At 61.6% G+C, this 25240-nt stretch carries 20 protein-coding genes and 1 pseudogene; 17 read left to right on the top strand and 4 right to left on the bottom strand.

Annotated features, from left to right (window positions below):
• Positions 1–62: 62 nt before the first annotated feature.
• Entirely contained in the window at positions 63–317 is a 255-nt protein-coding gene (gene bamE, locus CGA22_RS12575) for an outer membrane protein assembly factor BamE (protein WP_024778082.1), read from the top strand.
• A 31-nt stretch (positions 318–348) separates the two neighbouring features.
• Positions 349–918 carry a lipocalin family protein gene (locus CGA22_RS12570; protein ID WP_041024731.1) on the top strand — a complete coding sequence of 190 codons (570 nt, stop codon included), beginning with the start codon at positions 349–351 and terminating at the stop codon, positions 916–918.
• Between the two features lie 121 nt (positions 919–1039).
• Here CGA22_RS12570 and CGA22_RS12565 read toward each other — a convergent pair whose 3' ends face one another.
• Positions 1040–2404, bottom strand: a complete 1365-nt coding sequence (locus tag CGA22_RS12565; RefSeq protein WP_041024732.1) for a formimidoylglutamate deiminase — start codon at positions 2402–2404, stop codon at positions 1040–1042.
• Positions 2405–2509: 105 nt separating this feature from the next.
• On the opposite strand from CGA22_RS12565, the gene hutC reads away from it, so the two are divergent.
• From hutC to mdoH, 15 genes are all read left to right on the top strand, one after another.
• Positions 2510–3259 carry a histidine utilization repressor gene (gene hutC / locus CGA22_RS12560; RefSeq protein WP_041024733.1) on the top strand — a complete coding sequence of 250 codons (750 nt, stop codon included), beginning with the start codon at positions 2510–2512 and terminating at the stop codon, positions 3257–3259.
• Complete coding sequence (locus CGA22_RS12555; RefSeq protein ID WP_041024734.1) at positions 3256–3825, top strand: HutD family protein; 570 nt, start codon at positions 3256–3258, stop codon at positions 3823–3825. The genes hutC and CGA22_RS12555 overlap by 4 nt, the downstream gene beginning before the upstream one ends.
• 380 nt (positions 3826–4205) lie before the next feature.
• Complete coding sequence (hutU, locus tag CGA22_RS12550; protein ID WP_041024735.1) at positions 4206–5894, top strand: urocanate hydratase; 1689 nt, start codon at positions 4206–4208, stop codon at positions 5892–5894.
• Between the two features lie 164 nt (positions 5895–6058).
• Positions 6059–7525 carry a purine-cytosine permease family protein gene (locus CGA22_RS12545; protein ID WP_041024736.1) on the top strand — a complete coding sequence of 489 codons (1467 nt, stop codon included), beginning with the start codon at positions 6059–6061 and terminating at the stop codon, positions 7523–7525.
• Positions 7526–7594: 69 nt separating this feature from the next.
• Positions 7595–8563, top strand: a complete 969-nt coding sequence (locus CGA22_RS12540; RefSeq protein ID WP_041024737.1) for an ABC transporter substrate-binding protein — start codon at positions 7595–7597, stop codon at positions 8561–8563.
• Between the two features lie 71 nt (positions 8564–8634).
• Positions 8635–9486 (top strand): ABC transporter permease, encoded by an 852-nt coding sequence (locus CGA22_RS12535; protein WP_041024738.1) that lies wholly within the window; start codon positions 8635–8637, stop codon positions 9484–9486.
• Positions 9483–10313 (top strand): glycine betaine/L-proline ABC transporter ATP-binding protein, encoded by an 831-nt coding sequence (locus tag CGA22_RS12530; RefSeq protein ID WP_052435202.1) that lies wholly within the window; start codon positions 9483–9485, stop codon positions 10311–10313. Before CGA22_RS12535 ends, CGA22_RS12530 begins: the two co-directional genes overlap by 4 nt.
• A gap of 162 nt (positions 10314–10475) precedes the next feature.
• Positions 10476–11999, top strand: coding sequence for a histidine ammonia-lyase (hutH, locus tag CGA22_RS12525; RefSeq protein ID WP_041024739.1), 1524 nt, complete (start codon positions 10476–10478; stop codon positions 11997–11999).
• A gap of 131 nt (positions 12000–12130) precedes the next feature.
• Positions 12131–13669, top strand: coding sequence for a histidine ammonia-lyase (gene hutH, locus CGA22_RS12520; RefSeq protein ID WP_041024740.1), 1539 nt, complete (start codon positions 12131–12133; stop codon positions 13667–13669).
• A gap of 129 nt (positions 13670–13798) precedes the next feature.
• The gene (gene hutI / locus CGA22_RS12515) at positions 13799–15001 is read left to right on the top strand and encodes an imidazolonepropionase (protein ID WP_041024741.1); all 1203 of its coding nucleotides are present in this window, start codon (positions 13799–13801) and stop codon (positions 14999–15001) included.
• A gap of 11 nt (positions 15002–15012) precedes the next feature.
• Entirely contained in the window at positions 15013–15816 is an 804-nt protein-coding gene (gene hutG, locus CGA22_RS12510; RefSeq protein ID WP_041024742.1) for an N-formylglutamate deformylase, read from the top strand.
• 275 nt (positions 15817–16091) lie between these two features.
• On the top strand, positions 16092–17063 hold the full coding sequence (gene pip, locus CGA22_RS12505) for a prolyl aminopeptidase (protein WP_041024743.1): 972 nt from the start codon (positions 16092–16094) through the stop codon (positions 17061–17063).
• Positions 17060–17497: a D-aminoacyl-tRNA deacylase gene (dtd, locus tag CGA22_RS12500; protein ID WP_041024744.1), complete on the top strand. Its 438-nt coding sequence runs from the start codon at positions 17060–17062 to the stop codon at positions 17495–17497. Before pip ends, dtd begins: the two co-directional genes overlap by 4 nt.
• 350 nt (positions 17498–17847) lie before the next feature.
• A complete protein-coding gene (locus tag CGA22_RS12495; protein WP_177329296.1) occupies positions 17848–19590 on the top strand; it encodes a glucan biosynthesis protein G in 1743 nt (580 codons plus the stop codon).
• Positions 19583–22159, top strand: coding sequence for a glucans biosynthesis glucosyltransferase MdoH (gene mdoH / locus CGA22_RS12490; protein WP_041024745.1), 2577 nt, complete (start codon positions 19583–19585; stop codon positions 22157–22159). Before CGA22_RS12495 ends, mdoH begins: the two co-directional genes overlap by 8 nt.
• 205 nt (positions 22160–22364) lie before the next feature.
• Here mdoH and CGA22_RS12485 read toward each other — a convergent pair whose 3' ends face one another.
• The 3 genes and pseudogenes from CGA22_RS12485 to CGA22_RS27460 all read right to left on the bottom strand — a co-directional run.
• Positions 22365–22736: a DUF6124 family protein gene (locus CGA22_RS12485; protein WP_041024746.1), complete on the bottom strand. Its 372-nt coding sequence runs from the start codon at positions 22734–22736 to the stop codon at positions 22365–22367.
• Positions 22737–23320: 584 nt separating this feature from the next.
• Positions 23321–24184, bottom strand: a complete 864-nt coding sequence (locus tag CGA22_RS27465; RefSeq protein ID WP_370444546.1) for a methyl-accepting chemotaxis protein — start codon at positions 24182–24184, stop codon at positions 23321–23323.
• A pseudogene (locus CGA22_RS27460) lies at positions 24176–25156 on the bottom strand (methyl-accepting chemotaxis protein); the annotation flags it as partial. The gene CGA22_RS27465 and the pseudogene CGA22_RS27460, both read right to left, overlap by 9 nt.
• Positions 25157–25240 lie beyond the last annotated feature (84 nt).

Below are 25240 nucleotides of genomic sequence, written 5' to 3'. Positions count from 1 at the left end.
TTTTCTCTTCTAAGCTTCAGGTTGGCACCCTGCCACCTCCCTTCCGCTCCAGGAGTTTCACGATGTCCCTGCGATCTATCGCGTTGTTGTCTTTGTGCGTCTTGTTGACCGCATGCAGCAAGGTCAACCAGGAAAACTATTCCAAGCTGTCGGCCGGCATGTCCAAGGCCGAAGTCGAAACGTTACTGGGAAAACCGACCGACTGTTCGGGGGCGCTCGGCATGTCCAGTTGCACCTGGGGCGACCAGAAAAGCTTTATCAGCGTGCAGTATGCCGGTGAGAAAGTATTGATGTTTTCCGGCCAAGGCCTGAAGTAAACCGGGGCTACGTGCCCACGGGAGAAAAATAATGATGCGGTTATTGTTAGTGCTTTTAGCTGGCCTGGTATTGGCCGGCTGTGCCACTTCTGGCGAAGACCCGTTGGCGCCCAAGACCGTCGACAGTGTCAATCTCAAGCGTTACCAAGGGACCTGGTACGAGCTGGCCCGCCTGCCAATGTACTTCCAGCGCAACTGCGCGCAATCCGAAGCTCATTACACCCTCAAGCCGGACGGCAATCTGGGTGTGTTCAATCGCTGCCTGACCTCTGACTGGAAGTGGGAAGAAATCAAGGGCACCGCTACGCCCCAGCTACCGGGCAAGACCGACAAGCTCTGGGTCGAGTTCGACACCTGGATCTCGCGGATCCTGCCGGGCGTGTCGAAGGGACAATATTGGGTGTTGTACGTCAGCGATGACTACAAGACCGCCATCGTTGGCGACCCTAGCCGACGCTACATGTGGCTGTTGTCCCGTACGCCGACGGTCAACAGTGTGGTGCGCGAAGAACTGCTGAGCAAGGCACGCCAGCAGGGTTATGACACGACACGACTGATCTGGCGCGCATCGGATCGGCAGATGGCCAGGACGTCGAATTGACTGCCAGGAAATAACCCCTGTGGGAGCGAGCATGCTCGCGATGACGGACCTTCAGTCAACATCTCTGTTGAATGTAGAGGCCTCATCGCGAGCAGGCTCGCTCCCACAGGGGGATTTGCGATCAGCCTAGAAGTTCGCGCAATACCTGGGTAAATGCCCGGGCGCTGTCTTCTTCCGCGGCGTGATGCCCGTTACGCACCACCCACTTGCCGCCCACCATGACATCCCGTACCTGGCGATCACCGCCGGCAAACAGCCAGCGATTGAGGATGCCGTCGCCTTGGGCCGTGGCCAGGTAGGGGTCGTTGCCGTCGAGTACCAGCCAGTCGGCACGTTTGCCGACTTCGAGGGCGCCGATGGGTTGCCCCAGTGCCTGGGCTCCACCTTCCAGCGCCGCATCGAACAGCGTGCGCCCGATCATCGGCTGATCAGCCCGATACAGACGGTTACGCCGCTGATCCCGCAAGCGCTGACCGTACTCCAGCCAACGCAGTTCTTCCACCACGCTCAATGACACATGGCTGTCCGAGCCGATACCCAGGCGCCCGCCCTGGGCGAGGTAGTCCACCGCCGGAAAAATACCGTCCCCCAGGTTGGCTTCGGTGGTCAGGCACAGGCCGACAACCGCTCGGCTCCTGGCCATAAGGCTGACTTCCTGGGCGTTGGCGTGGGTGGCGTGAACCAGGCACCAGCGCTGATCGACTTCGGTGTTTTCATACAACCATTGCAGTGGACGGGCACCGCTCCAGCTCAGGCAGTCGTCGACTTCTTTCTGCTGCTCGGCGATGTGGATATGCACCGGGCAGTGGGCGTCGCTGGCGGCCAGTACCTCCTGGATCTGTCCGGGAGTGACGGCGCGCAGGGAGTGGAAACACAACCCCAGCGCCTGCAGCGGTTGCCCGGCCAGGATCGGTTGCAAGCGAGACTGAAGCTTCAGGTAGTTTTCGGTGCTGTTGATGAACCGCCGCTGCCCGTCATTGGGCGCCTGCCCACCAAAACCTGAATGGCTGTAGAGCACCGGCAGCAGCGTCAGTCCGATGCCGGCAGTGTTGGCAGCGTGACTGATGCGCAAGGCCAGCTCCGCCGGGTCGGCGTAAGGCGTGCCGTCGGTGTCGTGGTGTACGTAATGGAATTCGGCGACCGAGGTGTAACCGGCCTTGAGCATTTCGATGTACAGCTGTCGGGTAATGATGCCGAGTTGGTCGGGGCTGATTTTTCCGACCAGGCGGTACATCAGGTCGCGCCAGGTCCAGAAGCTGTCATTGGGATTGCCCGCCACCTCCGCCAGCCCGGCCATGGCCCGTTGGAACGCATGGGAATGCAGGTTCGGCATGCCCGGCAACAGCGGACCGTCCAGCCGTTCGGCGCCGTCTGCGTGGGAGTCGGCCTGGATATGGGTCAGGACGCCTTGGGCGTCGACTTCAAGACGTACATCATTGGCCCATCCACTAGGCAACAGCGCGCGTTCGGCAAAGAAGGCGGACATGGTTCAACCTCATCGTGCGTAATTTGTATATACATATACAGACGTTTGCCTGCCCGGTAAACTCCGGCAAGCTAGCAATCTTTATAAGCAGAACAGGGAACCGCCGTGCCGACTCCGCCTGCCAAACCGCCGCTGGCCGCAAACCTGGGTGACAGTCCGGCACCCTTGTACGCCCGCGTCAAACAGATGATCACTCAGCAGATCGACAGTGGAAACTGGCCGCCGCATTACCGCGTGCCGTCGGAAAGCGAGCTGGTCAATCAGTTGGGCTTCAGCCGCATGACCATCAACCGTGCCCTGCGGGAAATGACCGCCGATGGCCTGTTGGTGCGCATGCAGGGCGTCGGCACGTTCGTGGCCGAGCCCAAGAGCCAGTCCGCGCTGTTCGAAGTGCACAACATCGCTGACGAGATCGCCTCTCGCGGCCATCGCCACACCTGCAAGGTCATCACCCTGGAGGAAGAGGCCGCCGGCTCCGAGCGCGCCCTGGCGTTGGACATGCGTGAAGGCCAGAAGGTGTTCCACTCGCTGATCGTGCATTTCGAAAACGACATTCCGGTGCAGATCGAGGACCGCTTCGTCAACGCGTTGGTGGCGCCCGACTACCTCAAGCAGGACTTCACTCTGCAGACACCTTATGCCTATCTGAACCAGGTCGCGCCGCTGACCGAAGGCGAGCATGTGGTGGAAGCGATCCTCGCCGAGCCGAATGAATGCAAGTTACTGCAGATCGAAAAAGGCGAGCCGTGCCTGCTGATCCGCCGTCGTACCTGGTCCGGGCGTCAGCCGGTCACCGCCGCGCGGCTGATTCATCCCGGTTCCCGTCATAGTCTGGAAGGGCGGTTTCACAAGTGAATGACTTGAAGGTTCTACGTGCGGTGGATTACCCGCGCATGCCGTGGAAAAACGGCGGTGGCAGCACCGAGGAAATTACCCGCGACGCCGGCACCGGCCTGGAGGGTTTCGGCTGGCGGCTATCGATTGCCGACATCGGTGAGTCGGGCGGTTTTTCCACCTTCGCCGGTTACGAGCGCGTTATCAGCGTCTTGCAGGGCGATGGCATGACCCTGACCGTCGATGGTCAGGCCACACGGCCGTTGCATCCCTTGGCCCCTTTCGCGTTCAGCGGCGAGAGCCACGTTCATTGCACGTTGCTGGGCGGGCCGATTCGTGACTTCAACCTGATCTACTCGCCCCAGCGTTACCGGGCACGGTTACAGTGGCTGGCGGGCGAGCAGCGGTTCTTCAGTGAGGCGGGGACGGTGCTGGTGTTCAGCGCCGACCCGGCGCTGCACGTCAAGACCGGCGAGTCCGCTGCGGAACTGGCCCTATACGATTGTTTGCAATTGAGCGGTAACACCGGACTGCTGGAGATTTCCACGGACGGCCCGTGCTGCGTGATCGAACTGACTGCCCGCTAGTCTCAGCGGTACATCCTTGTGACGAGGGGATAAATCCCCTCGCCACAAAAGCACGCCTTACTGTTTCTTCAGCCGCACCAATTTGTTACCGAATGCCCCAGTGTGGCGCAACGTCACGCTTTTGTTCTCCTCATACCTGCGTCTGCAAATCCCCCTCCGAAAATTTAATCCCCTTCGCCAGCCCTTCAATTCCGTGCTTTCCAGCTGTTTCCAAAAAGATTTCTGAACGGGCCTCCAACGAGTTGGCCGCTTGATTGCATATGCTTGTACATACAAGTAAAGACGTATGCGTATGAGTCACCGATATTCAACGCAACGTTCGTAGAAATCGCTGCCCACTGCCCGGGCTGGTCTGGATTGATCGCTGAGGAGTTTTTGCTGTGACCGACGCTACCCGCAAACCCGAAAAATACCGTGACGTTGAAATTCGCGCCCCTCGCGGTAACACGCTGACCGCCAAGAGCTGGCTGACTGAAGCGCCGCTGCGCATGCTGATGAACAACCTCGATCCACAAGTGGCCGAGAATCCCAAGGAGCTGGTGGTCTACGGTGGCATCGGTCGCGCGGCGCGCAACTGGGAGTGCTACGACAAGATCGTCGAAAGCCTGACCAACCTGAATGACGACGAAACCCTGCTGGTGCAATCCGGCAAGCCAGTGGGCGTGTTCAAGACCCACAGCAACGCCCCTCGCGTACTGATCGCCAACTCCAACCTGGTACCGCACTGGGCCAGCTGGGAGCACTTCAACGAGCTCGACGCCAAGGGTCTGGCCATGTACGGCCAGATGACCGCCGGCAGCTGGATCTACATCGGCAGCCAGGGCATCGTGCAGGGTACCTATGAAACCTTCGTTGAAGCCGGTCGCCAGCATTACGACTCCAACCTCAAGGGCCGCTGGGTCCTGACCGCCGGCCTGGGCGGCATGGGTGGCGCACAACCGCTGGCCGCCACACTGGCTGGCGCCTGCTCGCTGAACATCGAATGCCAGCAAGTCAGTATCGATTTCCGCCTCAAGACCCGTTACGTCGACGAGCAGGCCACCGACCTGGATGACGCCCTGGCCCGTATCGAGAAATACACCGCCGAAGGCAAGGCAATCTCCATCGCACTGTGTGGGAACGCTGCTGAAATCCTGCCGGAAATGGTTCGTCGCGGTGTGCGTCCGGACATGGTCACCGACCAGACCAGCGCCCACGACCCACTCAACGGTTACCTGCCGGCCGGCTGGACCTGGGACGAATACCGTGCCCGCGCCAAGACCGAACCCGCCGCCGTGGTGAAAGCCGCCAAGCAATCGATGGCGGTGCACGTGAAAGCCATGCTGGCCTTCCAGAAAATGGGCGTGCCGACCTTCGATTACGGCAACAACATCCGTCAGATGGCCCAGGAAGAAGGCGTCGAGAATGCTTTCGACTTCCCAGGCTTCGTACCGGCGTATATCCGTCCGCTGTTCTGCCGCGGCATCGGTCCGTTCCGCTGGGCCGCGCTGTCGGGTGACCCGCAGGACATCTACAAGACCGACGCCAAGGTCAAGGAACTGATCCCCGACGACGCCCACCTGCACAACTGGTTGGACATGGCTCGCGAGCGCATCAGCTTCCAGGGTCTGCCGGCGCGTATCTGCTGGGTCGGCCTGGGCCAACGCGCCAAGCTGGGCCTGGCGTTCAACGAAATGGTGCGCAGCGGTGAGCTGTCGGCGCCGATCGTCATCGGTCGCGACCACCTGGACTCCGGTTCCGTGGCCAGCCCCAACCGTGAAACCGAATCCATGCAGGACGGTTCCGACGCGGTCTCCGACTGGCCGTTGCTCAACGCCTTGCTCAACACCGCCAGCGGCGCGACCTGGGTGTCGCTGCACCACGGTGGCGGCGTCGGCATGGGCTTCTCCCAGCACTCGGGCATGGTGATTGTCTGCGACGGTACCGATGAGGCGGCCGAGCGTATCGCTCGCGTACTGCACAACGACCCGGGTACCGGGGTGATGCGTCATGCCGATGCCGGTTACCAGATCGCGATCGACTGCGCCAAGGAACAGGGCCTGAACCTGCCGATGATTACCGGCAAGTAATGCAGGCCCCTTGTGGGAGCGAGCCTGCTCGCGATGGCGTCGGCACATTCGACACATGCATCGACTGGCAGACCACTATCGTCGGATCGCCGCCCGGAGCAGGCTCGCTCCCACAGAAAAGCATCACCAGAGTCACCACCAGAACAATCCACAGAGGTTGAACCATGGCCACCAGCAGCACACGTGCAAGCAGTAAGCCGTTGATCGAGAAGCGCTCGATCGACTACATCCCGGAAGCGGAGAGACACGGCCGATTGTTGAGCCAATTCACCCTCTGGATGGGGGCCAACCTGCAAATCACTGCCATTGTCACCGGCGCATTGGCAGTGGTGCTGGGCGGTGATGTGTTCTGGTCGTTGATCGGTTTGCTGATCGGCCAATTGCTCGGCGGTGGCGTCATGGCGTTGCATGCCGCGCAAGGACCCAAACTTGGCCTGCCGCAGATGATTTCCAGCCGGGTGCAGTTCGGTGTTTACGGCGCGGCCATTCCGATCGTGCTGGTGTGCCTGATGTACCTGGGTTTCACCGCCACGGGAACCGTACTTTCCGGCCAGGCGCTGGGCCAGTTATTTGGCGTCAGTGACAGTGTCGGCATCCTCGTTTTCGCCAGCGTCATCGTGCTGGTCACGGTGCTCGGTTATCGGGTGATCCACTTCATTGGCCGTGTCGCCAGCATTATTGGTGTGATCGCCTTTGTTTACCTGTTCGCTCGCCTGATCAGCCAGACGGACGTTGGCGCACTCCTGCAAATCCGCCATTTCAGCTGGAGCAGCTTCCTGCTCGCAGTGTCGCTGGCGGCATCCTGGCAGATCGCCTTCGGCCCCTACGTGGCTGACTATTCGCGCTACCTGCCGAGCAAGACGTCCTCGGTGAAAACCTTCTTTGCCGCGGGCGCCGGTTCGGTCATCGGCGCCCAGGTGGCGATGATCCTCGGCGTATTCGCCGCCGCCTCGGCCAACGGACAGTTCGCGGGTCACGAAGTGGCCTACATCGTCGGCCTGGGAGGGACCGGCGCCACCGCTGCGCTGCTGTACTTCAGCATTGCGTTTGGCAAGGTCACCATTTCCACGTTGAACTCCTACGGCAGCTTCATGTGCATTGCGACCATCATCAGCGGTTTCCGTGGCCAGCTGAACGTGACGCGCTTGCAGCGTCTGCTCTTCGTGCTGGTGATCGTCGGTGCCGCGACCCTGATCGCGCTGCTTGGCCAGCACTCGTTCCTCGGTGCTTTCAAGTCCTTCATCCTGTTCTTGCTGGCGTTCTTTACGCCCTGGAGCGCGATCAACCTGGTGGACTACTACTGCATCACTCGCGAGCGCTACGACGTGCCGGCACTGGTTGACCCGAACGGTCGCTACGGCCGTTGGAACGCCCTGGGCATCAGCGTTTACACGCTGGGTGTACTGGTCCAATTGCCGTTCATCTCCACCAAGTTCTATACCGGGCCACTGGTGGCAGCGATGGGCGATGTGGATATCTCGTGGATTATCGGCCTGGTGGTCCCGGCGGCGTTGTATTACGTCGCTGCAAAGAAGTGGCACAGCGCTGTACCCGATCAATTGATCCTGCCGCTCGAGCAGGACGCGGTTGACGCACAACCGAGCAGGGCGGGCCGCATCCAAGCGGTCTGATGGGACGTTGACAGGGCTGGATGCCTCTTGACTGCCGTAAGCCAATTCACTGATTAGGAGCGTCACACAATGAAATCGAACAAGACCCTGCTGACCACGTTGCTTTCCATGGGCCTGCTGGCCAGCGCCGGCGCCACCCAGGCGGCGGGTTGGTGCGAGTCGGGCAAACCGGTGAAATTCGCCGGCCTGAACTGGGAAAGCGCCATGCTGCTGACCGACGTCCTGCAAGTGGTGTTGGAAAAAGGCTACGACTGCAAGACCGACAGCCTGCCGGGCAACTCCATCACCATGGAAAACGCCCTGAGCAGCAACGACATCCAAGTGTTTGCCGAAGAATGGGTCGGCCGCAGCGAAGTCTGGAACAAGGCCGAGAAGGCCGGCAAAGTGGTCGGCGTCGGTGCGCCGGTGGTGGGTGCCATCGAAGGCTGGTACGTGCCGCGCTACGTGGTTGAAGGCGACGCCAAGCGCAAGCTGGAAGCCAAGGCCCCGGGCCTGAAGAACATCGCCGACCTGGGTCAGTACGCCGCCGTGTTCAAGGACCCGGAAGAACCGTCCAAGGGCCGTTTCTACAACTGCCCGGCCGGTTGGACCTGTGAGCTGGACAACAGCGAAATGCTGAAAAGCTATGGCCTGGAAAATACCTACACCAACTTCCGTCCAGGTACCGGCCCGGCGTTGGATGCGGCCGTGTTGTCGAGCTACAAGCGTGGCGAGCCGATCCTGTTCTACTACTGGTCGCCAACCCCGTTGATGGGCCAGGTGGACCTGGTAAAACTGGAAGAAAAACCGGGTGTGGATAAAAGCGTGAGCATCAAGGTCGGCCTGTCCAAGACCTTCCACGATGAGGCCCCGGAACTGGTGGCGGTGCTGGAGAACGTCAACCTGCCCATCGATATCCTGAACCAGAACCTCGGACGCATGGCCAAAGAGCGGATCGAGTCGCCGAAACTGGCGAAGATCTTCCTGAAGGAACATCCTGAAGTCTGGCACGCCTGGGTGAGCGCAGACGCTGCCAAGAAAATCGACGCGGCTCTGTAGGTCGAATACCTCCCGGCCACCCCTCGGGCTGGCCGGGACATTCACCGCATCCCCCTGATCGAGAGTCTCTTATGTTTCCCGAAAGCTTTACCTTTTCCATCGCCGACTGGGTCAACGGTTGGGTCGACGCCCTGGTGACGAATTATGGCGATGTGTTCCGGCACATCTCCGACACCCTGCTGTGGGCCATCGTCAATCTCGAAGGCCTGCTGCGCATGGCGCCCTGGTGGTTGATGCTGGCCATCGTCGGTGGCATTGCCTGGCACGCCACCCGCAAGGTCGTGGCCACGGCGGTGATCGTCGGCCTGCTGTTTCTGGTGGGCGCGGTGGGCCTGTGGGACAAACTGATGCAGACCCTCGCGCTGATGCTGGTGGCGACGTTGATTTCGGTATTGATCGGCATCCCGCTGGGCATTCTTTCGGCACGCAGCAATCGCCTGCGTTCGGTGCTGATGCCGTTGCTGGACATCATGCAGACCATGCCGAGCTTCGTGTACCTGATTCCGGTGTTGATGCTGTTCGGCCTGGGCAAGGTCCCGGCGATCTTCGCCACCGTGATCTATGCAGCGCCGCCCCTGATTCGTCTCACCGACCTGGGCATCCGCCAGGTAGACGGCGAAGTGATGGAGGCCATCAACGCTTTCGGCGCCAACCGCTGGCAACAGCTGTTCGGCGTACAACTGCCCCTGGCCCTGCCGAGCATCATGGCCGGGATCAACCAGACCACCATGATGGCTCTGTCGATGGTGGTCATCGCCTCGATGATCGGCGCCCGCGGCTTGGGTGAGGACGTGCTGGTGGGCATCCAGACCCTCAACGTCGGACGCGGCCTGGAGGCCGGGTTGGCGATCGTGATTCTCGCCGTGGTCATCGACCGCATTACCCAGGCCTATGGTCGCCCTCGACATGAGGTGAGCAAATGAACAACGCAGCCATCAGCAAAATCGAAGTCAAGAACGTCTTCAAGATTTTCGGCAATCGGTCCAAGGACGCCCTGGACCTGATCCGCCAGAACAAGACCAAGGACCAGGTGCTGGCCGAAACCGGCTGCGTGGTCGGTGTGAACGATCTGTCGCTGAGCATCGGTACCGGCGAGATCTTCGTGATCATGGGCCTGTCCGGCTCCGGCAAATCCACCCTGGTGCGGCACTTCAACCGCCTGATCGATCCCACCAGCGGCGCGATCCTGGTGGACGGCGAAGACATCCTGCAACTGGACATGGACGCCCTGCGCGAATTTCGCCGGCACAAGATCAGCATGGTGTTCCAGAGCTTCGGCCTGCTGCCCCACAAGAGTGTGCTGGACAACGTCGCCTATGGTTTGAAAGTGCGTGGCGAGAGCAAGCAGGTGTGTGCCGAGCGGGCGCTGCACTGGATCAACACCGTGGGCCTGAAAGGCTACGAGAACAAATACCCGCACCAGCTCTCCGGCGGCATGCGCCAGCGCGTGGGCCTGGCACGGGCCTTGGCGGCGGATACCGACATCATTCTGATGGACGAAGCCTTCAGTGCCCTCGACCCGCTGATCCGCGCCGAAATGCAGGATCAGTTGCTGGAACTGCAAAAGACCCTGCACAAGACCATCGTCTTCATCACCCACGACCTCGACGAGGCCGTGCGCATCGGCAACCGCATCGCGATTCTCAAGGACGGCAAGCTGATCCAGGTCGGCACGCCCCGGGAGATCCTGCATTCGCCGGCCGATGAGTATGTCGATCGGTTCGTGCAGCGTCGGGCGGCGGTGGTGTAGGGCGCGCCGGTCACAAAATCTGTGGGAGCAAAGCTTGCTCGCGATACAGGCACCTCGGTTCCAGAGAGCGCATTGGATTCATCGCGGGCAAGCCTTGCTCCCACGGATAATCCCGCTGCGACTCAAGGGTATTGGCAACTTAATATGTGTATGAGGCTTTAGATGCCCCAGGCTGAAAAAATCATCATCGCCGACGCCCCCCTGCGTTGGCAGGACGTGGTCGCCGTCGCCCGCTTCGGTGCCGAGCTCGAGCTGTCGGCCCAGGCCTGGGCGGGGATCGACAATGCCCAGGCCATCGTGCAGCGCATCGTCGAAAGCGGCGAGCGCGCCTATGGCGTCAACACCGGCCTGGGAGCCTTGTGCAATGTGTCGCTCAAGGATGAACAGCTCAGCCAGCTGTCGCGCAACACTCTGCTCAGCCATGCCTGTGGCGTGGGCGCGCCGCTGGCGGACGAGCAGACCCGGGCGATTCTCTGCGCCGCCATCCTCAACTACAGCCAGGGCAAGTCCGGCATTCATCGTCGGGTGGTCGAAGCCTTGCTGGCGCTGCTCAATCGCGGCATCACCCCACAAGTGCCGTCCCAAGGATCGGTGGGTTACCTGACCCACATGGCTCACATCAGCATTGCGCTGCTGGGCGTCGGCCAGGTCAGCTATCGCGGCCAGATCGTTGCGGCGCAACAGGCCCTGGCCGCAGAAGGCCTGCAACCGGTTCAACTGGGGGCAAAGGACGGCCTGTGCCTGGTCAACGGTACGCCGTGCATGACCGGCCTCAGTTGCCTGGCCCTGGCCGATGCGACGCGGCTGGTGCAATGGGCCGATGTGATCGGCGCGATGAGTTTCGAGGCCCAGCGTGGACAGATCGCCGCGTTCGACGCCGAGATCATCGCCCTCAAGCCGCACCCCGGCATGCAACAGGTCGGGGCCAATCTGCGGGCCTTGCTCGATGGCAGCGAGGTCATTGCCGCAAGCCTGGGCATTCGCACCCAGGATGCCTTGAGCATCCGCTCGATTCCCCAGGTGCACGGCGCTGCTCGCGACCAACTGGCCCATGCGCGGCAGCAGATCGAAACCGAACTCAACGCCGCCACCGATAACCCACTGTTGCTGGGCACGCCGGATAACTTCCGGGTCATGTCCCAGGCCAATCCCCACGGCCAGTCGGTGGCGCTGGCGGCGGATCTGCTGGCGATTGCCATGGCGGAAATCGGCTCCATCGCCGAGCGCCGTCTCGACCGGTTGATCAACCCGCATGTCAGCGGACTGCCGGCCTTTCTGGTGGCCAACCCCGGCGTGAATTCGGGGATGATGATCGTGCAGTACGTCGCCGCCTCCTTGTGCGCGGAGAATCGCCAATTGGCGCAACCGGCGGTGCTGGATAATTACGTGACCTCGGGCTTGCAGGAAGATCACTTGAGCATGGGCACCAACGCGGCCCTGAAGCTGCACAGGGCGTTGGAAAACTGCACGCAGATTCTCGCCATCGAATACCTGCTGGCGGCCCAGGCCTTTGAATTCCTCAAGGCGCAGCGCTTCGGCGCCGGCACCGGTATCGCCTGGCAATTGCTGCGCGAGCGCGTGGCTGCCTATGACCAGGACCGCTGGCTGGCGCCGGACATCGCCAGCGCCGCCGGGCTGCTTAAAGAACCGAACCTGTTGCACAGCGTATTACCGAATTTGAATTGATCAAAAAAGCGCCAGCGTGCCAAGGCACCTCTTGCCCATAAAGCATCGCTCAAAAAGCGGGGGTGACGGATAACGGAACATTCCGGAGCGACTGGCGGGTTGAAAAACAAAACTCTCAAAAGGAGCAATAAATGACTGCCTTAAACCTGATTCCCGGTCAATTGAGCCTGGCTCAATTGCGCGACATCTATCAGCAACCGGTGACCCTGAGCCTCGACGCCAGCGCTGCGGCACAAATCGAAGCCAGCGTGGCGTGCGTGGAGCAGATCCTCGCCGAGAACCGCACTGCCTATGGCATCAACACCGGTTTCGGCTTGCTGGCCTCGACCCGCATCGCCAGCGAAGACCTGGAAAACCTGCAGCGCTCCCTGGTGCTGTCCCATGCCGCCGGCGTGGGCGAGCCGATCAGCGATGCGCTGGTGCGCTTGATCATGGTGCTCAAGGTCAACAGCCTGAGCCGGGGCTTTTCCGGCATTCGCCGGCAAGTGATCGATGCGCTGATCGCGCTGGTGAATGCCGAGGTCTATCCGCACATCCCGCTCAAGGGTTCAGTCGGGGCTTCCGGCGACCTGGCACCGTTGGCCCACATGTCCCTGGTGCTGTTGGGCGAAGGCAAGGCGCGCTACAAAGGTGAATGGCTGCCGGCCGTCGATGCGTTGAAAGTCGCTGGTCTCGCGCCGCTGACCCTGGCCGCCAAAGAGGGCCTGGCGTTGCTCAACGGCACCCAGGTATCCACCGCATTCGCCCTGCGCGGCCTGTTCGAGGGGGAAGACCTGTTTGCCGGTGCCCTGGCCCTGGGCAGCCTCACGGTGGAAGCCGTGCTTGGCTCCCGCTCGCCATTCGACGCGCGTATCCACGCCGCCCGTGGCCAGAAGGGCCAGATCGATGCCGCCACCGCGTACCGCGACCTGCTGGGCGAGCGCAGCGAAGTGTCCGCCTCGCACCAGAACTGCGACAAGGTCCAGGATCCGTATTCCCTGCGTTGCCAACCGCAAGTGATGGGCGCCTGCCTGACCCAGTTCCGCCAGGCGGCCGAGGTGCTGGTGATCGAGGCCAACGCCGTCTCGGATAACCCGTTGGTGTTCGCCGCCGAGGGCGACGTGATTTCCGGTGGCAACTTCCACGCCGAACCCGTGGCGATGGCTGCTGACAACATGGCCCTGGCGATTGCCGAAATCGGCTCCCTGAGCGAGCGTCGCATTTCCCTGATGATGGACAAGCACATGTCGCAGTTGCCACCGTTCCTGGTGGGTAACGGCGGGGTCAACTCGGGTTTCATGATCGCCCAGGTCACCGCGGCTGCCTTGGCGAGTGAGAACAAGGCTTTGTCCCATCCTCATTCGGTAGACAGCCTGCCGACCTCCGCCAACCAGGAAGACCACGTGTCCATGGCCCCGGCCGCCGGCAAGCGCCTCTGGGAAATGGCCGAGAACACCCGTGGCATCCTGGCGGTGGAATGGCTGGCGGCTTGCCAGGGCCTGGATCTGCGTAACGGCTTGAAGACTTCGCCGAAGCTGGAACAGGCTCGTGCCCTCCTGCGTGCCGAAGTGCCGTTCTACGAGAAGGACCGGTTCTTTGCGCCGGACATCAACGCCGCCAGTGAGCTGTTGGCGAGCCGTTGCCTGAACGAGCTGGTCGTGGCGAACCTGTTGCCGAGTTTCCAGGGCTGACCCGATCGTTCCCACGCTCCGCGTGGGAATGCTTCATGGGACGCTCTGCGTCCCGCTCGACAAGGGACGCGGAGCGTCCCGGACTGCATTCCCACGCAGAGCGTGGGAACGATCTGACGGAGGACGTCAATGAAAACCCTCTGGCAAAACTGCCACGCCGCCACCATGGCCCAGGGCGTCTACTCGATCATCGAAGACGCCGCCATCGTCACCCACGGCGAACACATCCACTGGATCGGCCCGCGCGCGGAACTGCCGGCCGGTGACTATCCGGCGGTCAACGACCTCAAGGGGGCCTGGGTTACCCCGGGCCTGATCGACTGCCACACCCACACGGTGTTCGGTGGTAACCGCAGCGGTGAATTCGAACAGCGTCTGCAAGGCGTCAGCTACGCCGAGATCGCCGCGGCCGGTGGCGGCATCGCCAGTACGGTACGCGCCACCCGGGCCGCCAGTGAGGACGAACTGTTCGCCAGTGCCGCCAAGCGTCTGAAAAGCCTGATGCGCGACGGCGTGACCACGGTGGAAATCAAGTCCGGCTACGGCCTGGACCTGGCCAACGAGCGCAAGATGCTGCGGGTCGTTCGCCGTCTCGCTGCCGAACTGCCGGTCAGCGTGCGCAGCACCTGCCTGGCCGCCCACGCCTTGCCGGCGGAATACGCCGACCGCGCCGACGACTACATCGAGCACATCTGCGCCGAAATGCTTCCGGCCCTGGCGGCCGAAGGGCTGGTGGACGCGGTGGATGCCTTCTGCGAATACCTGGCGTTTTCCCCGGCGCAGGTCGAGCGGGTGTTCGTCACTGCACAGCAGTTGGGCCTGCCGGTGAAACTGCACGCCGAGCAACTGTCATCGTTGCACGGTTCGAGCCTGGCGGCCCGTTATCAGGCGCTGTCGGCGGATCACCTGGAGTTCATGACCGAGGAAGATGCTATCGCCATGGCTGAGTCCGGCACCGTGGCCGTGCTGCTGCCGGGGGCGTTTTACTTCCTTCGGGAAACCCGACTGCCGCCGATGGACGCCCTGCGCAAGCATGGCGTGAAAATCGCTGTGGCCAGCGACCTCAACCCCGGCACCTCACCAGCGCTGTCGGTGCGCCTGATGTTGAACATGGCCTGTACCTGCTTCCGGATGACCCCGGAAGAAGCCTTGGCCGGCGCAACGATTCATGCCGCCCAGGCCCTGGGCATGGCCCGCACCCATGGTTCGCTGGAGGTCGGCAAGGTGGCGGATTTTGTCGCCTGGCACATCGACCGTCCGGCCGACCTTTCGTACTGGCTGGGTGGTGAACTGGAAAAACGCGTCGTGCGCCACGGCGTTGAAATCGCTTGAGGAGAATACTTGTGGAGAAGGTCCTGAATTTCACCCAGGGACGCGTGCCGTTGTTGATCAGCATGCCCCACGCCGGCCTGCGCCTGACCCCGGCGGTGAAGACCGGGTTGATCGATGAAGCCCAGAGCCTGCCGGACACCGACTGGCACATTCCCAGGCTCTACGATTTTGCCGCTGAGCTGGGCGCCAGTACCCTGTCCGCCGAGTACTCGCGGTTCGTCGTCGACCTGAACCGACCCTCCGACGATACGCCGATGTACGTCGGCGCCACCACCGGCCTGTACCCGGCAACGCTGTTCGATGGCGTGCCGCTGTTTCGCGAAGGGCTGGCACCCTCGGCCGAGGAGCGGGCCACGTACCTGCAGCAGATCTGGATGCCTTATCACCAGGCGCTGCAACAAGAACTGGCGCGGCTCAAGGCCGAGTTCGGCTACGCTTTGCTGTTCGACGCCCATTCGATCCGTTCGGTGATCCCGCACCTGTTCGACGGCAAGCTGCCGGACTTCAACCTAGGCACCTTCAATGGCGCCAGCTGCGACCCGGTGCTGGCGAGCCAGCTCGAAGCCATCTGTGCCCGTCACGGCGCATTCACCCATGTGCTCAACGGGCGTTTCAAGGGCGGACACATCACCCGGCATTACGGCAACCCGGCCGAACACATCCACGCAGTGCAACTGGAACTGTGCCAGAGCACCTACATGGAAGAGTTCGAACCCTTCAATTATCGGGAAGACCGGGCGACCCCGACCCGGGTTGTCCTCCGAGAGTTGCTCGAGGGCCTGCTGGCCTGGGGGCAGACAACGTACGGCAAGTAAAAGTCATTGCAAAACCCTTGTGGCGAGGGGATTCATCCCCGCTGGACTGCGCAGCAGTCCCAGATGGTCGGCGCGGCTCGCTCGCTGTTGGGGCCGCTGCGCGACCCAGCGGGGATGAATCCCCTCGCCACAGGGTTAACCATATCCCCTGACCAAACAGGGGCTGCATTGTTTGGGCGGGGGCATGCTCATTGAGGCGATTCGGGTTTATGATGCCGGACGGCAGATTAAATAGAGTCCCTACAGGGATGACTCGACCCCTTACGGAGCGCCCAATGCAGACTTTGTACCCGCAGATCAAACCCCATGCCCGGCACGATCTGGCTGTCGATGACACCCACACGCTCTATGTCGATGAAAGCGGCTCTCCGGAAGGCCTGCCGGTGGTGTTCATTCATGGTGGGCCGGGGGCGGGTTGCGATGCGCAGAGCCGTCGCTACTTCGATCCGAACCTATACCGCATTGTCACTTTCGATCAGCGCGGCTGTGGCCGTTCCACGCCCCATGCCAGCCTGGAAAACAACACCACCTGGGATCTGGTCGAAGACCTGGAGCGCATCCGCAAGCACTTGGGCATCGAGAAATGGGTGTTGTTCGGTGGTTCCTGGGGCTCTACCCTGGCCCTGGCCTATGCCCAGACCCATCCGGAGCGGGTCCACGGCTTGATCCTGCGCGGCATCTTTCTCTGCCGCCCCCAGGAGATCGAGTGGTTCTATCAGGCTGGCGCCAGTCGCCTGTTCCCCGATTACTGGCAGGATTACATTGCACCCATTCCCCAGGATGAGCGCGACGACCTGCTCAGCGCCTTCCACAAGCGCTTGACCGGCAATGACCAGATCGCCCAGATGCATGCGGCCAAGGCCTGGTCGATCTGGGAGGGTCGTACAGCGACCCTGCGGCCGAACCCACTGGTGGTCGACCGCTTCTCCGAACCGCAGCGTGCGCTGTCGATTGCCCGGATCGAATGCCATTACTTCACCAACAACGCCTTCCTCGAACCCAACCAACTGATTCGCGACATGGGCAAGATCGCCCATTTGCCGGGCGTCATCGTGCATGGTCGCTATGACGTGATCTGCCCGCTGGACAACGCCTGGGAACTGCATCAGAACTGGCCCAACAGTGAGCTGCAGGTGATCCGCGATGCGGGGCACGCGGCTTCGGAGCCGGGTATTACCGATGCACTGGTGCGCGCCGCCGGGCAAATGGCCCGGCGCTTACTTGACCTGCCACCCGAAGAAGCATGAAGGGGCTGTTGCAGCGGGTTCGTGGCGCCCGGGTCGAGGTCGCAGGCGATATCGTGGGGGCCGTGGACCAGGGGCTGCTGGTCCTAGTGGCGGTCGAACCCGAGGATACCCGGGCCAGTGCCGACAAACTCTTGCACAAGCTGCTTAACTACAGGGTGTTCAGTGACGCCGACGGCAAGATGAACCTGTCCCTGGCGGACGTCGGGGGTGGTCTGTTGCTGGTATCACAGTTCACCCTGGCGGCGGACACCAAAAGCGGGTTGCGCCCGAGTTTTTCGACGGCCGCGCCTCCGGCGTTGGGAGAGGAGCTGTTCACCTACCTGGTCAGCCAGGCGAAAGAGGTGCATGGCACTGTGGCATCAGGTAGATTCGGCGCGGACATGCAAGTGCATCTGGTCAATGATGGCCCGGTCACCTTCCTGTTACAGGTCTGAAAGCGTTTGAAACACCTTTTCGGTCCTGTTTCGAGGTTAAACAGGGAGTTTTCTCGATAAATACTTCGTTGCCCCTGATGCGTTGTCACGCGGCCTGCTAGATAATCGCGCGCTACGGGGGATCGGCGTTCGCTGGTCCATTTGACTTAGGTAGAGACTTGTCCTGAGCCGTTTGGGGAATCATTTTGCCCCATCGGAGTCGGAACAATGCTCGCCAACTTGGCAAGGGTGCTCCGCAAGGTCGGTTTTTCAATGCCGTGACCAAGCGGATACTTTATCTGGCCGTTGGTTTTTTGATCTGTTTTCGGCGAGGGTTGCTCGTGATTGTTAGTCCCTGTAATGCACCAAAAATGTCTGCCAAACGGTTTAAAAGCGCTCTGGTAGCGGGCTCGGCGCTGTTGTGCCTGCTCGGTGCGGGCCAGCTGTGGGCATTCAGCCTGGATGATGTATCGGCGAAGGCTAAAGAACTGGCCGGGCAAAAATTCGAAGCCCCGCGCAGCAATCTGCCGAACGAATTTCGCGAGATGAAATTCGGCGACTATCAAAAAATACGTTTCCGCACCGAAAAAGCCGAATGGGCCGACCAGAAGACGCCGTTCAGGCTGTCGTTCTATCACCAGGGCATGCACTTCGATACGCCGGTGAAAATCAACGAAGTCACCGCGACCAACGTCGAAGAAATCAAATACGACCCGACGCGCTTCGATTTCGGCGACGTCCAGTTCGATCCAAAGTCCACCGAGCAATTGGGCTACGCGGGTTTCCGCGTGTTGTACCCGATCAACAAGGCCGACAAGCAGGACGAAATCATGACCATGCTGGGCGCGAGCTATTTCCGCGTCATCGGCAAGGGCCAGACCTACGGCTTGTCCGCCCGCGGCATGGCGATCGATACCGCGTTGCCGTCCGGTGAAGAATTCCCACGGTTTCGCGAGTTCTGGATCCAGCGTCCGAAACCCACCGACAAGCACCTGGTGATCTTCGCCCTGCTGGATTCGCCTCGGGCCACCGGCGCCTACCGCCTGACCCTGCGTCCGGGTACCGACACCGTCGTCGACGTCAAGGCCCGCATGTTCCTGCGCGATCGCGTCAACAAGCTGGGGGTCGCCCCGCTGACCAGCATGTACCTGTTCGGTGCCAACCAGCCGTCCAAAGTGCTGAACTACCGCCGCGAGCTGCACGATTCCAGCGGCCTGTCGATTCACGCCGGCAACGGCGAGTGGATCTGGCGTCCGCTGAACAACCCGAAACACTTGGCCGTGAGCAACTTCTCGGTGGAAAACCCGCGTGGTTTCGGCCTGCTGCAGCGTGGTCGTGACTTCAGTCATTACGAAGACCTGGACGACCGCTACGACAAGCGTCCGAGCGCCTGGATCGAACCGAAAGGCGACTGGGGCAAGGGTTCTGTCGATCTGGTGGAAATCCCGACCGCCGATGAAACCAACGACAACATCGTTGCCTTCTGGAGCCCGGAAAAACTGCCTGAGCCAGGCCAGCCACTGGACTTCGCCTATCGCCTGCACTGGACGCTGGACGAAGCCAGCCTGCACTCGCCGGACAGCGCCTGGGTCAAGCAGACCCTGCGCTCCACAGGTGACGTGAAGCAGTCCAATCTGATTCGCCAGCCGGACGGCAGCGTCGCCTATCTGGTGGATTTCGAAGGCCCATCCCTGCAGGCTCTGCCGGAAGACGCCGAAGTGCGTAGCCAGGTGAGCGTCGGCGATAACGCCGAGATCGTAGAGAACAGTGTGCGCTACAACCCTGAAACCAAGGGCTGGCGCCTGACCTTGCGCTTGAAGATCAAGGATGCGAAGCAGGCTACCGAAATGCGCGCGGCACTGGTCCGTCCGTTGACGCCTGTCGAAGCGCCAGCCGCGTCGCACTCCGTGACCGCCACCCTGGCCAAGGCCGACAAGATCGCCAAGCAACAAGGCGAGAAAGAAGCAGACAAAACCAAAGAACAAGCCAAAGAAGAAGCCAAGGCCGTCAAGGCGTCCGACGCCGCTGAGGCGACCCCAACCCCGCAGGAACCGGAACCGACTGAACAAGTCCTGACCGAGACCTGGAGCTATCAGTTGCCAGCCGATGAGTAATACGCCAGTACCGCCAGAGACGCTCAGCGAATATCTGGCCCATTTGCCAATGACCGACCAGCAGCGCGCCGAGTTGGCGGGCTGCAAGTCCTTCAGCGAATTGCATGAACGTCTTTCGTCTTCGACCTTTGACGTTGACGATTCCACCGAGGCGGCGCAAGCCTCGGTGGGGCGTCGCCTGGTCCTGAGCACTGCCGAAGAGCTCGAGGATGCAGAGATGCTGGGGCTCGACTCCAGCGGTCGCGTGCGCCTGAAAGCCACGCCGCCGATTCGTCGGACCAAAGTCGTGCCGGAGCCATGGCGCACCAACATCCTGGTGCGTGGCTGGCGACGGATGACCGGTCGCACCAACCCGCCGAAGCCGCCCAAGGACGAGCGGGTGCTGCCCCATGCCCGTTGGCGGACCGTGGGCTCGATCCGCCGTTATATCCTGCTGATTCTCATGCTGGGCCAGACCATCGTTGCCGGCTGGTACATGAAAGGCATCATGCCGTATCAAGGCTGGTCGTTCGTGGACCTGGACGAAGTCCTGCACCAACCATTGCTGCAGACGGCCACGCAAGTGCTGCCATATGCCCTGCAAACCAGCATCCTGATCATGTTCGGGATTCTGTTCTGCTGGGTATCGGCCGGGTTCTGGACCGCGCTGATGGGCTTCCTGGAATTGCTCACCGGTCACGACAAGTACCGCATTTCCGGCGCCAGTGCCGGCAACGAGCCGATCCCCAAGGACGCCCGCACCGCCCTGGTGATGCCGATCTGCAACGAAGACGTACCCCGTGTGTTCGCCGGCTTGCGCGCGACTTTCGAGTCGGTGAAGGCCACCGGTGACCTGGACCGTTTCGACTTCTTCGTGCTCAGCGACAGTAACGAGACCGATATCTGCGTCGCCGAACAGCAGGCCTGGCTGGACGTCTGCCGCGAAGCCGGCGGCCTGGGCAAGATCTTCTATCGTCGTCGCCGTCGTCGCGTGAAGCGCAAGAGCGGTAACCTCGACGACTTCTGCCGTCGTTGGGGCAGCGACTACAAGTACATGGTCGTGCTCGACGCCGACAGCGTCATGAGCGGCGAGTGCCTGACCAGCCTGGTGCGCCTGATGGAAGCCACGCCGGACGCGGGCATCATCCAGACCGCGCCAAAGGCCTCGGGCATGGACACGCTGTATGCGCGCATGCAGCAGTTCGCCACCCGGGTGTACGGTCCGCTGTTCACCGCCGGCCTGCACTTCTGGCAGTTGGGGGAATCCCACTACTGGGGCCACAACGCGATCATCCGCATGAAGCCGTTCATCGAGCACTGCGCCCTGGCGCCGCTGCCCGGTAAAGGCGCGTTCGCCGGTGCGATCCTGTCCCACGACTTCGTCGAAGCTGCGCTGATGCGCCGTGCCGGCTGGGGCGTGTGGATTGCCTATGACCTGCCGGGCAGCTACGAAGAATTGCCACCGAACCTGCTGGACGAACTCAAGCGTGACCGTCGCTGGTGCCACGGCAACCTGATGAACTTCCGGCTGTTCCTGGTCAAGGGCATGCACCCGGTGCACCGTGCGGTGTTCCTGACCGGGGTGATGTCCTACCTGTCGGCGCCCTTGTGGTTCTTCTTCCTGGTGCTGTCCACTGCGCTGTTGGCGGTGAACACACTGATGGAGCCGCAATACTTCCTCGAGCCACGCCAGCTGTATCCGCTCTGGCCGCAATGGCATCCGGAGAAGGCCATCGCCCTGTTCTCCACCACGATCGTGCTGCTGTTCCTGCCCAAGCTGTTGAGCGTCATCCTGATCTGGGCCAAAGGTGCGAAGGAGTTCGGTGGCAAGTTCAAGGTGACGGTGTCGATGCTGCTGGAGATGTTGTTCTCCATGTTGCTGGCGCCGGTACGGATGATTTTCCACACCCGTTTCGTGCTCGCCGCGTTCCTCGGTTGGGCCGCCACCTGGAACTCGCCGCAACGTGACGACGACTCGACGCCTTGGAGCGAAGCGGTCAAGCGCCACGGTCCGCAGACCTTGCTGGGTTTCTTCTGGGCACTGCTGGTGATCTGGTTGAACCCGAGCTTCCTGTGGTGGCTGGTGCCGATCGTCGGTTCTCTGATGCTGTCGATCCCGGTGTCGGTGATCTCCAGCCGTGTAGGCCTGGGCTTGAAGTCCCGTGATGAAAGCCTGTTCCTGATCCCTGAGGAATACGCACCACCACAGGAGCTGCTGTCGACAGACCAGTACACCCACGAGAACCGTTGGCATGCATTGAACGACGGTTTCATTCGCGCGGTGGTCGACCCACAGCAGAACGCCCTGGCGTATGCGTTGGCGACGTCCCGGCATGGCCAGGCCGAGCCGATCGAATGGCTGCGGGTCGAGCGTGTTCGTCATGCCTTGAAGGTCGGCCCGGCCGGGCTCAACAACGGCGAGCGACTGGCGCTGCTGAGCGATCCGGTGGCCCTGTCCCGACTGCATGAGCAGATCTGGAGCGAAAGCCATCCCGAATGGCTGGCGGCATGGCGTGCATCGGTCAAGGCCGATCCCCATGCACCGCTGCTACCGCTTCAGCCGGTGAGTGCACAGACTCAAGTGGCCTGATGCGCAAAAAGCCCCGCTTCCCAAAAGGAGGCGGGGCTTTTTGTTGGGTGTCTTGTGAACATCACCCCCTGTGGCGAGGGGATTTATCCCCGCTGGGGTGCGTAGCAGCCCCAAAACGATAAACCTCAATCTATCTGATACACCGAGGCGCCAACTTTCAGGGCTGCTTCGCACCCCAGCGGGGATAAATCCCCTCGCCACAACATCACTCGGCTTCAGCTCGTGGGTCGACCCGATCCAGCGCCCGATTCGCCAGCAAACCACTCAACTCGATCAACTGCTGAAGGCCCAAGGCAAAATGCCGTCGCGAGCCATCCAGCTCGAACGCCAGGTCGCTGGCCATGACGTTGGCAGAAGCCAGGGTCTCGCTGAGGTTGGCCAACAGACATTCGGCGTCGATATCGTCCACAACGGTGAAGAGCTGGCCAGGGGGCGGTGCCTTCTCGGGTTCCGCGTGTTTCGGTTTCAGGTAGAAATCCAATGCCCGCTCGGTGGCTTCCTGGAGTTTTTCGGGGTCGAAGCCGGTGTAGGAAGAGGTGGGGTCCGTTTCCGGAGGATTGGGTGTGATCTTGAACATGGTGATGCTCCTAGGGTAATGGAGCCGCCAGAATTCGCTGCTAAACAAAAAAGGTGGCGACTGTACGCGGGTTAGCAGACCGGCCCCTAGAACCCGGCAGACCCTGAGGTCTCCCACGCACAACCGCCATGACATAGACGTGTAGACACTGAAGTCTGAACACGAATGTGGAGAACTGTACGTCTAGGATTGTCCGAGCTGCTAAACCCGATCGCTGAACCGACAGCGACCCGCAAACGATAGAACCCAGACCCCAAGCGCACAAGCCGGCGGATTCTGGCGCAGTTGTAGGCAATGGCGCAAGACGATGTAGCCCTGCTCAACTCCCGACAACAGCATCCAATCCTGTGGGAGCGAGCCTGCTCGCGATGAACGATGACGCGGTCTGACGGAAGAACCGCGGCGCTTTCATCGCGAGCAGGCTCGCTCCCACAGGGGACGGTGTTGTCTGTTGGATTGTGGTTGCCTGATGACTATCTGTGGGAGCAAGGCTTGCCCGCGATGAACGATAACGCGATCTTGCAGAAGGACCGCGTCGACTTCATCGCGAGCAAGCTCTGCTCCCACCGGCGAGGGGGTATTGTCTAGACCTTGAACCGCCCCACCAACGTCTGCAAATGAACGCCGAGGCGTGCCAGTTCGGCACTGGAGGCGGCGGTCTCTTCGCTGGCGGCGGAGGTTTGTTCGGAGACGTCGCGCACGTTCAGCACGCTGCGGTTGATCTCTTCGGCCGTGGCGCTCTGTTGTTCGGCCGCGGCGGCGATTTGCTGGTTCATTGACTGGATGGCCGAGACCGTGCGGGTGATGTTTTCCAGGGAACTGCCGGCCCGGCGGGTGAGTTCGACGCTGCTGTCGGTCAGGCCACGGCTGTTGTCCATGATGCTCGCAACCTTTTCGGTTCCGCTTTGCAGCCCGAGGATGAGTTCTTCAATCTCTTCGGTGGATTTCTGGGTGCGTTGGGCCAGGCTGCGGACTTCGTCGGCGACCACGGCGAACCCACGCCCGGCCTCACCGGCGCGGGCGGCTTCGATGGCGGCGTTGAGCGCCAGCAGGTTGGTTTGCTGGGCGACAGACTTGATCACGTCCAGCACGCTGCCGATCTTGTCGCTCTCGCGCTTCAAGTCACCCATGGCGGCGGTGGAGTTGCCGACTTCGTTGGCCAGGCGCTCGATCTGAGCGATGGCTTCACCCACCACCCGCTCACCCTCGCGGGCTTGCTGGTCGGCGGCGACGGCGGCCTCGGAGGCTTCCTCGGCGTTGCGCGCCACATCCTGCACCGTGGCGGTCATTTCATGCATGGCGGTGGCGACCTGATCGGTCTCGACCTTCTGGCTGTTGACCCCGGCGCTGGTCTGCTCGGTCACGGCGGAAAGCTGTTCGGCGGCGCTGGCGATCTGGGTCACACCGTCTCTGATTCCGCCGATCAACTCCCGCAGGTTGACGACCATCCGCTGTAAGCTGCCTTGGAGCTGGCCCATCTCGTCGCGACGGCTGACCTCAAGGTTATGGCTCAGGTCACCCGAGGCGACCCGTTCGACTGCAACCAGCGTCTGTTGCAGCGGAACCACGATTTGTCGGGTGATGAGCCATGCGGCAAGCACGCCGAACGCCAGTGCCAGGAGGGCGACGATGATCAGGGTATTCTTCGCCTGTGTCGTCTCCTGCTCGCGTTTTTCAACTTGCGAAACAGTCAGTTCATTATTCAGTTCGTTCAGACGGGTTTCTTGATCCACCATTTTCTTGAGCGCGGCGGTGCTGGCAACTTGTGAGTCGCGGAAAAGGCTGACGGCGGCGCGATAACCCTTGAGCGACTCGGTGGCTTGTTGCAGGTTGGCAATATGCTGTTCCGGCAGTTTGCTCGGCAGGCTTTCGAGGTTTTTCAGGGCGTCGTCGATGGCATCCAATGCCGGTTGTTCGGCTTCGGCCTTGCCACTGTAGGTGTAGCCGCGAACCTGGAAGCGTGCCTGCTGGATCAGTTTGCTCAGTTCGATCACGCTGTTGAACTGCGCGACGCTGTCGCCTTGCAGCAGGGACTTCTCGACGTCCGCCACCTTGGCCACAGCGTTGTCGGCGGTGGCACCGAGTTTGGACCGGGCCGATTCGCGGCTCTCTGTCGCTTGGGTCAGGTCATTGAAGGCGCGTTTGTACTCATCGAGGATTGCCATCTGCTGATTGAACATCTGCTGGTCAACGGCCCGTACAAACTGCTTGAGAGCGGCTTGTACGCCCTCCTGGAGCTTGCCCAGAAGGTCGTTGACGGTGGCGGCGCCCTGTTCGCCGCGACGCATTTCGTATTCGAGGCGAGCGATTCGAAGGTCCTTGGCCGCCTCATTGAGATGGGCGATGGCGGCCTGCTTGTCCGCACGACTGATCACGCTGCTCAGGCTGTTCCAGCCGGCATAAGTGCTCAGGACCGTCATGAGCAAGACCAGGCCGAAACCGACACCCAGCTTGCGATTGACACTTACGTTTCCCAGCCTTTCGGTTAGCCAACTGAACATGCT

This window comes from Pseudomonas sp. PSB18 (assembly GCF_014596565.1).
Lineage (GTDB): Bacteria > Pseudomonadota > Gammaproteobacteria > Pseudomonadales > Pseudomonadaceae > Aquipseudomonas.
The sequence above is the reverse complement of the archived record's forward strand: the minus strand, read 5'-3'. Positions and strand labels throughout refer to the sequence as shown.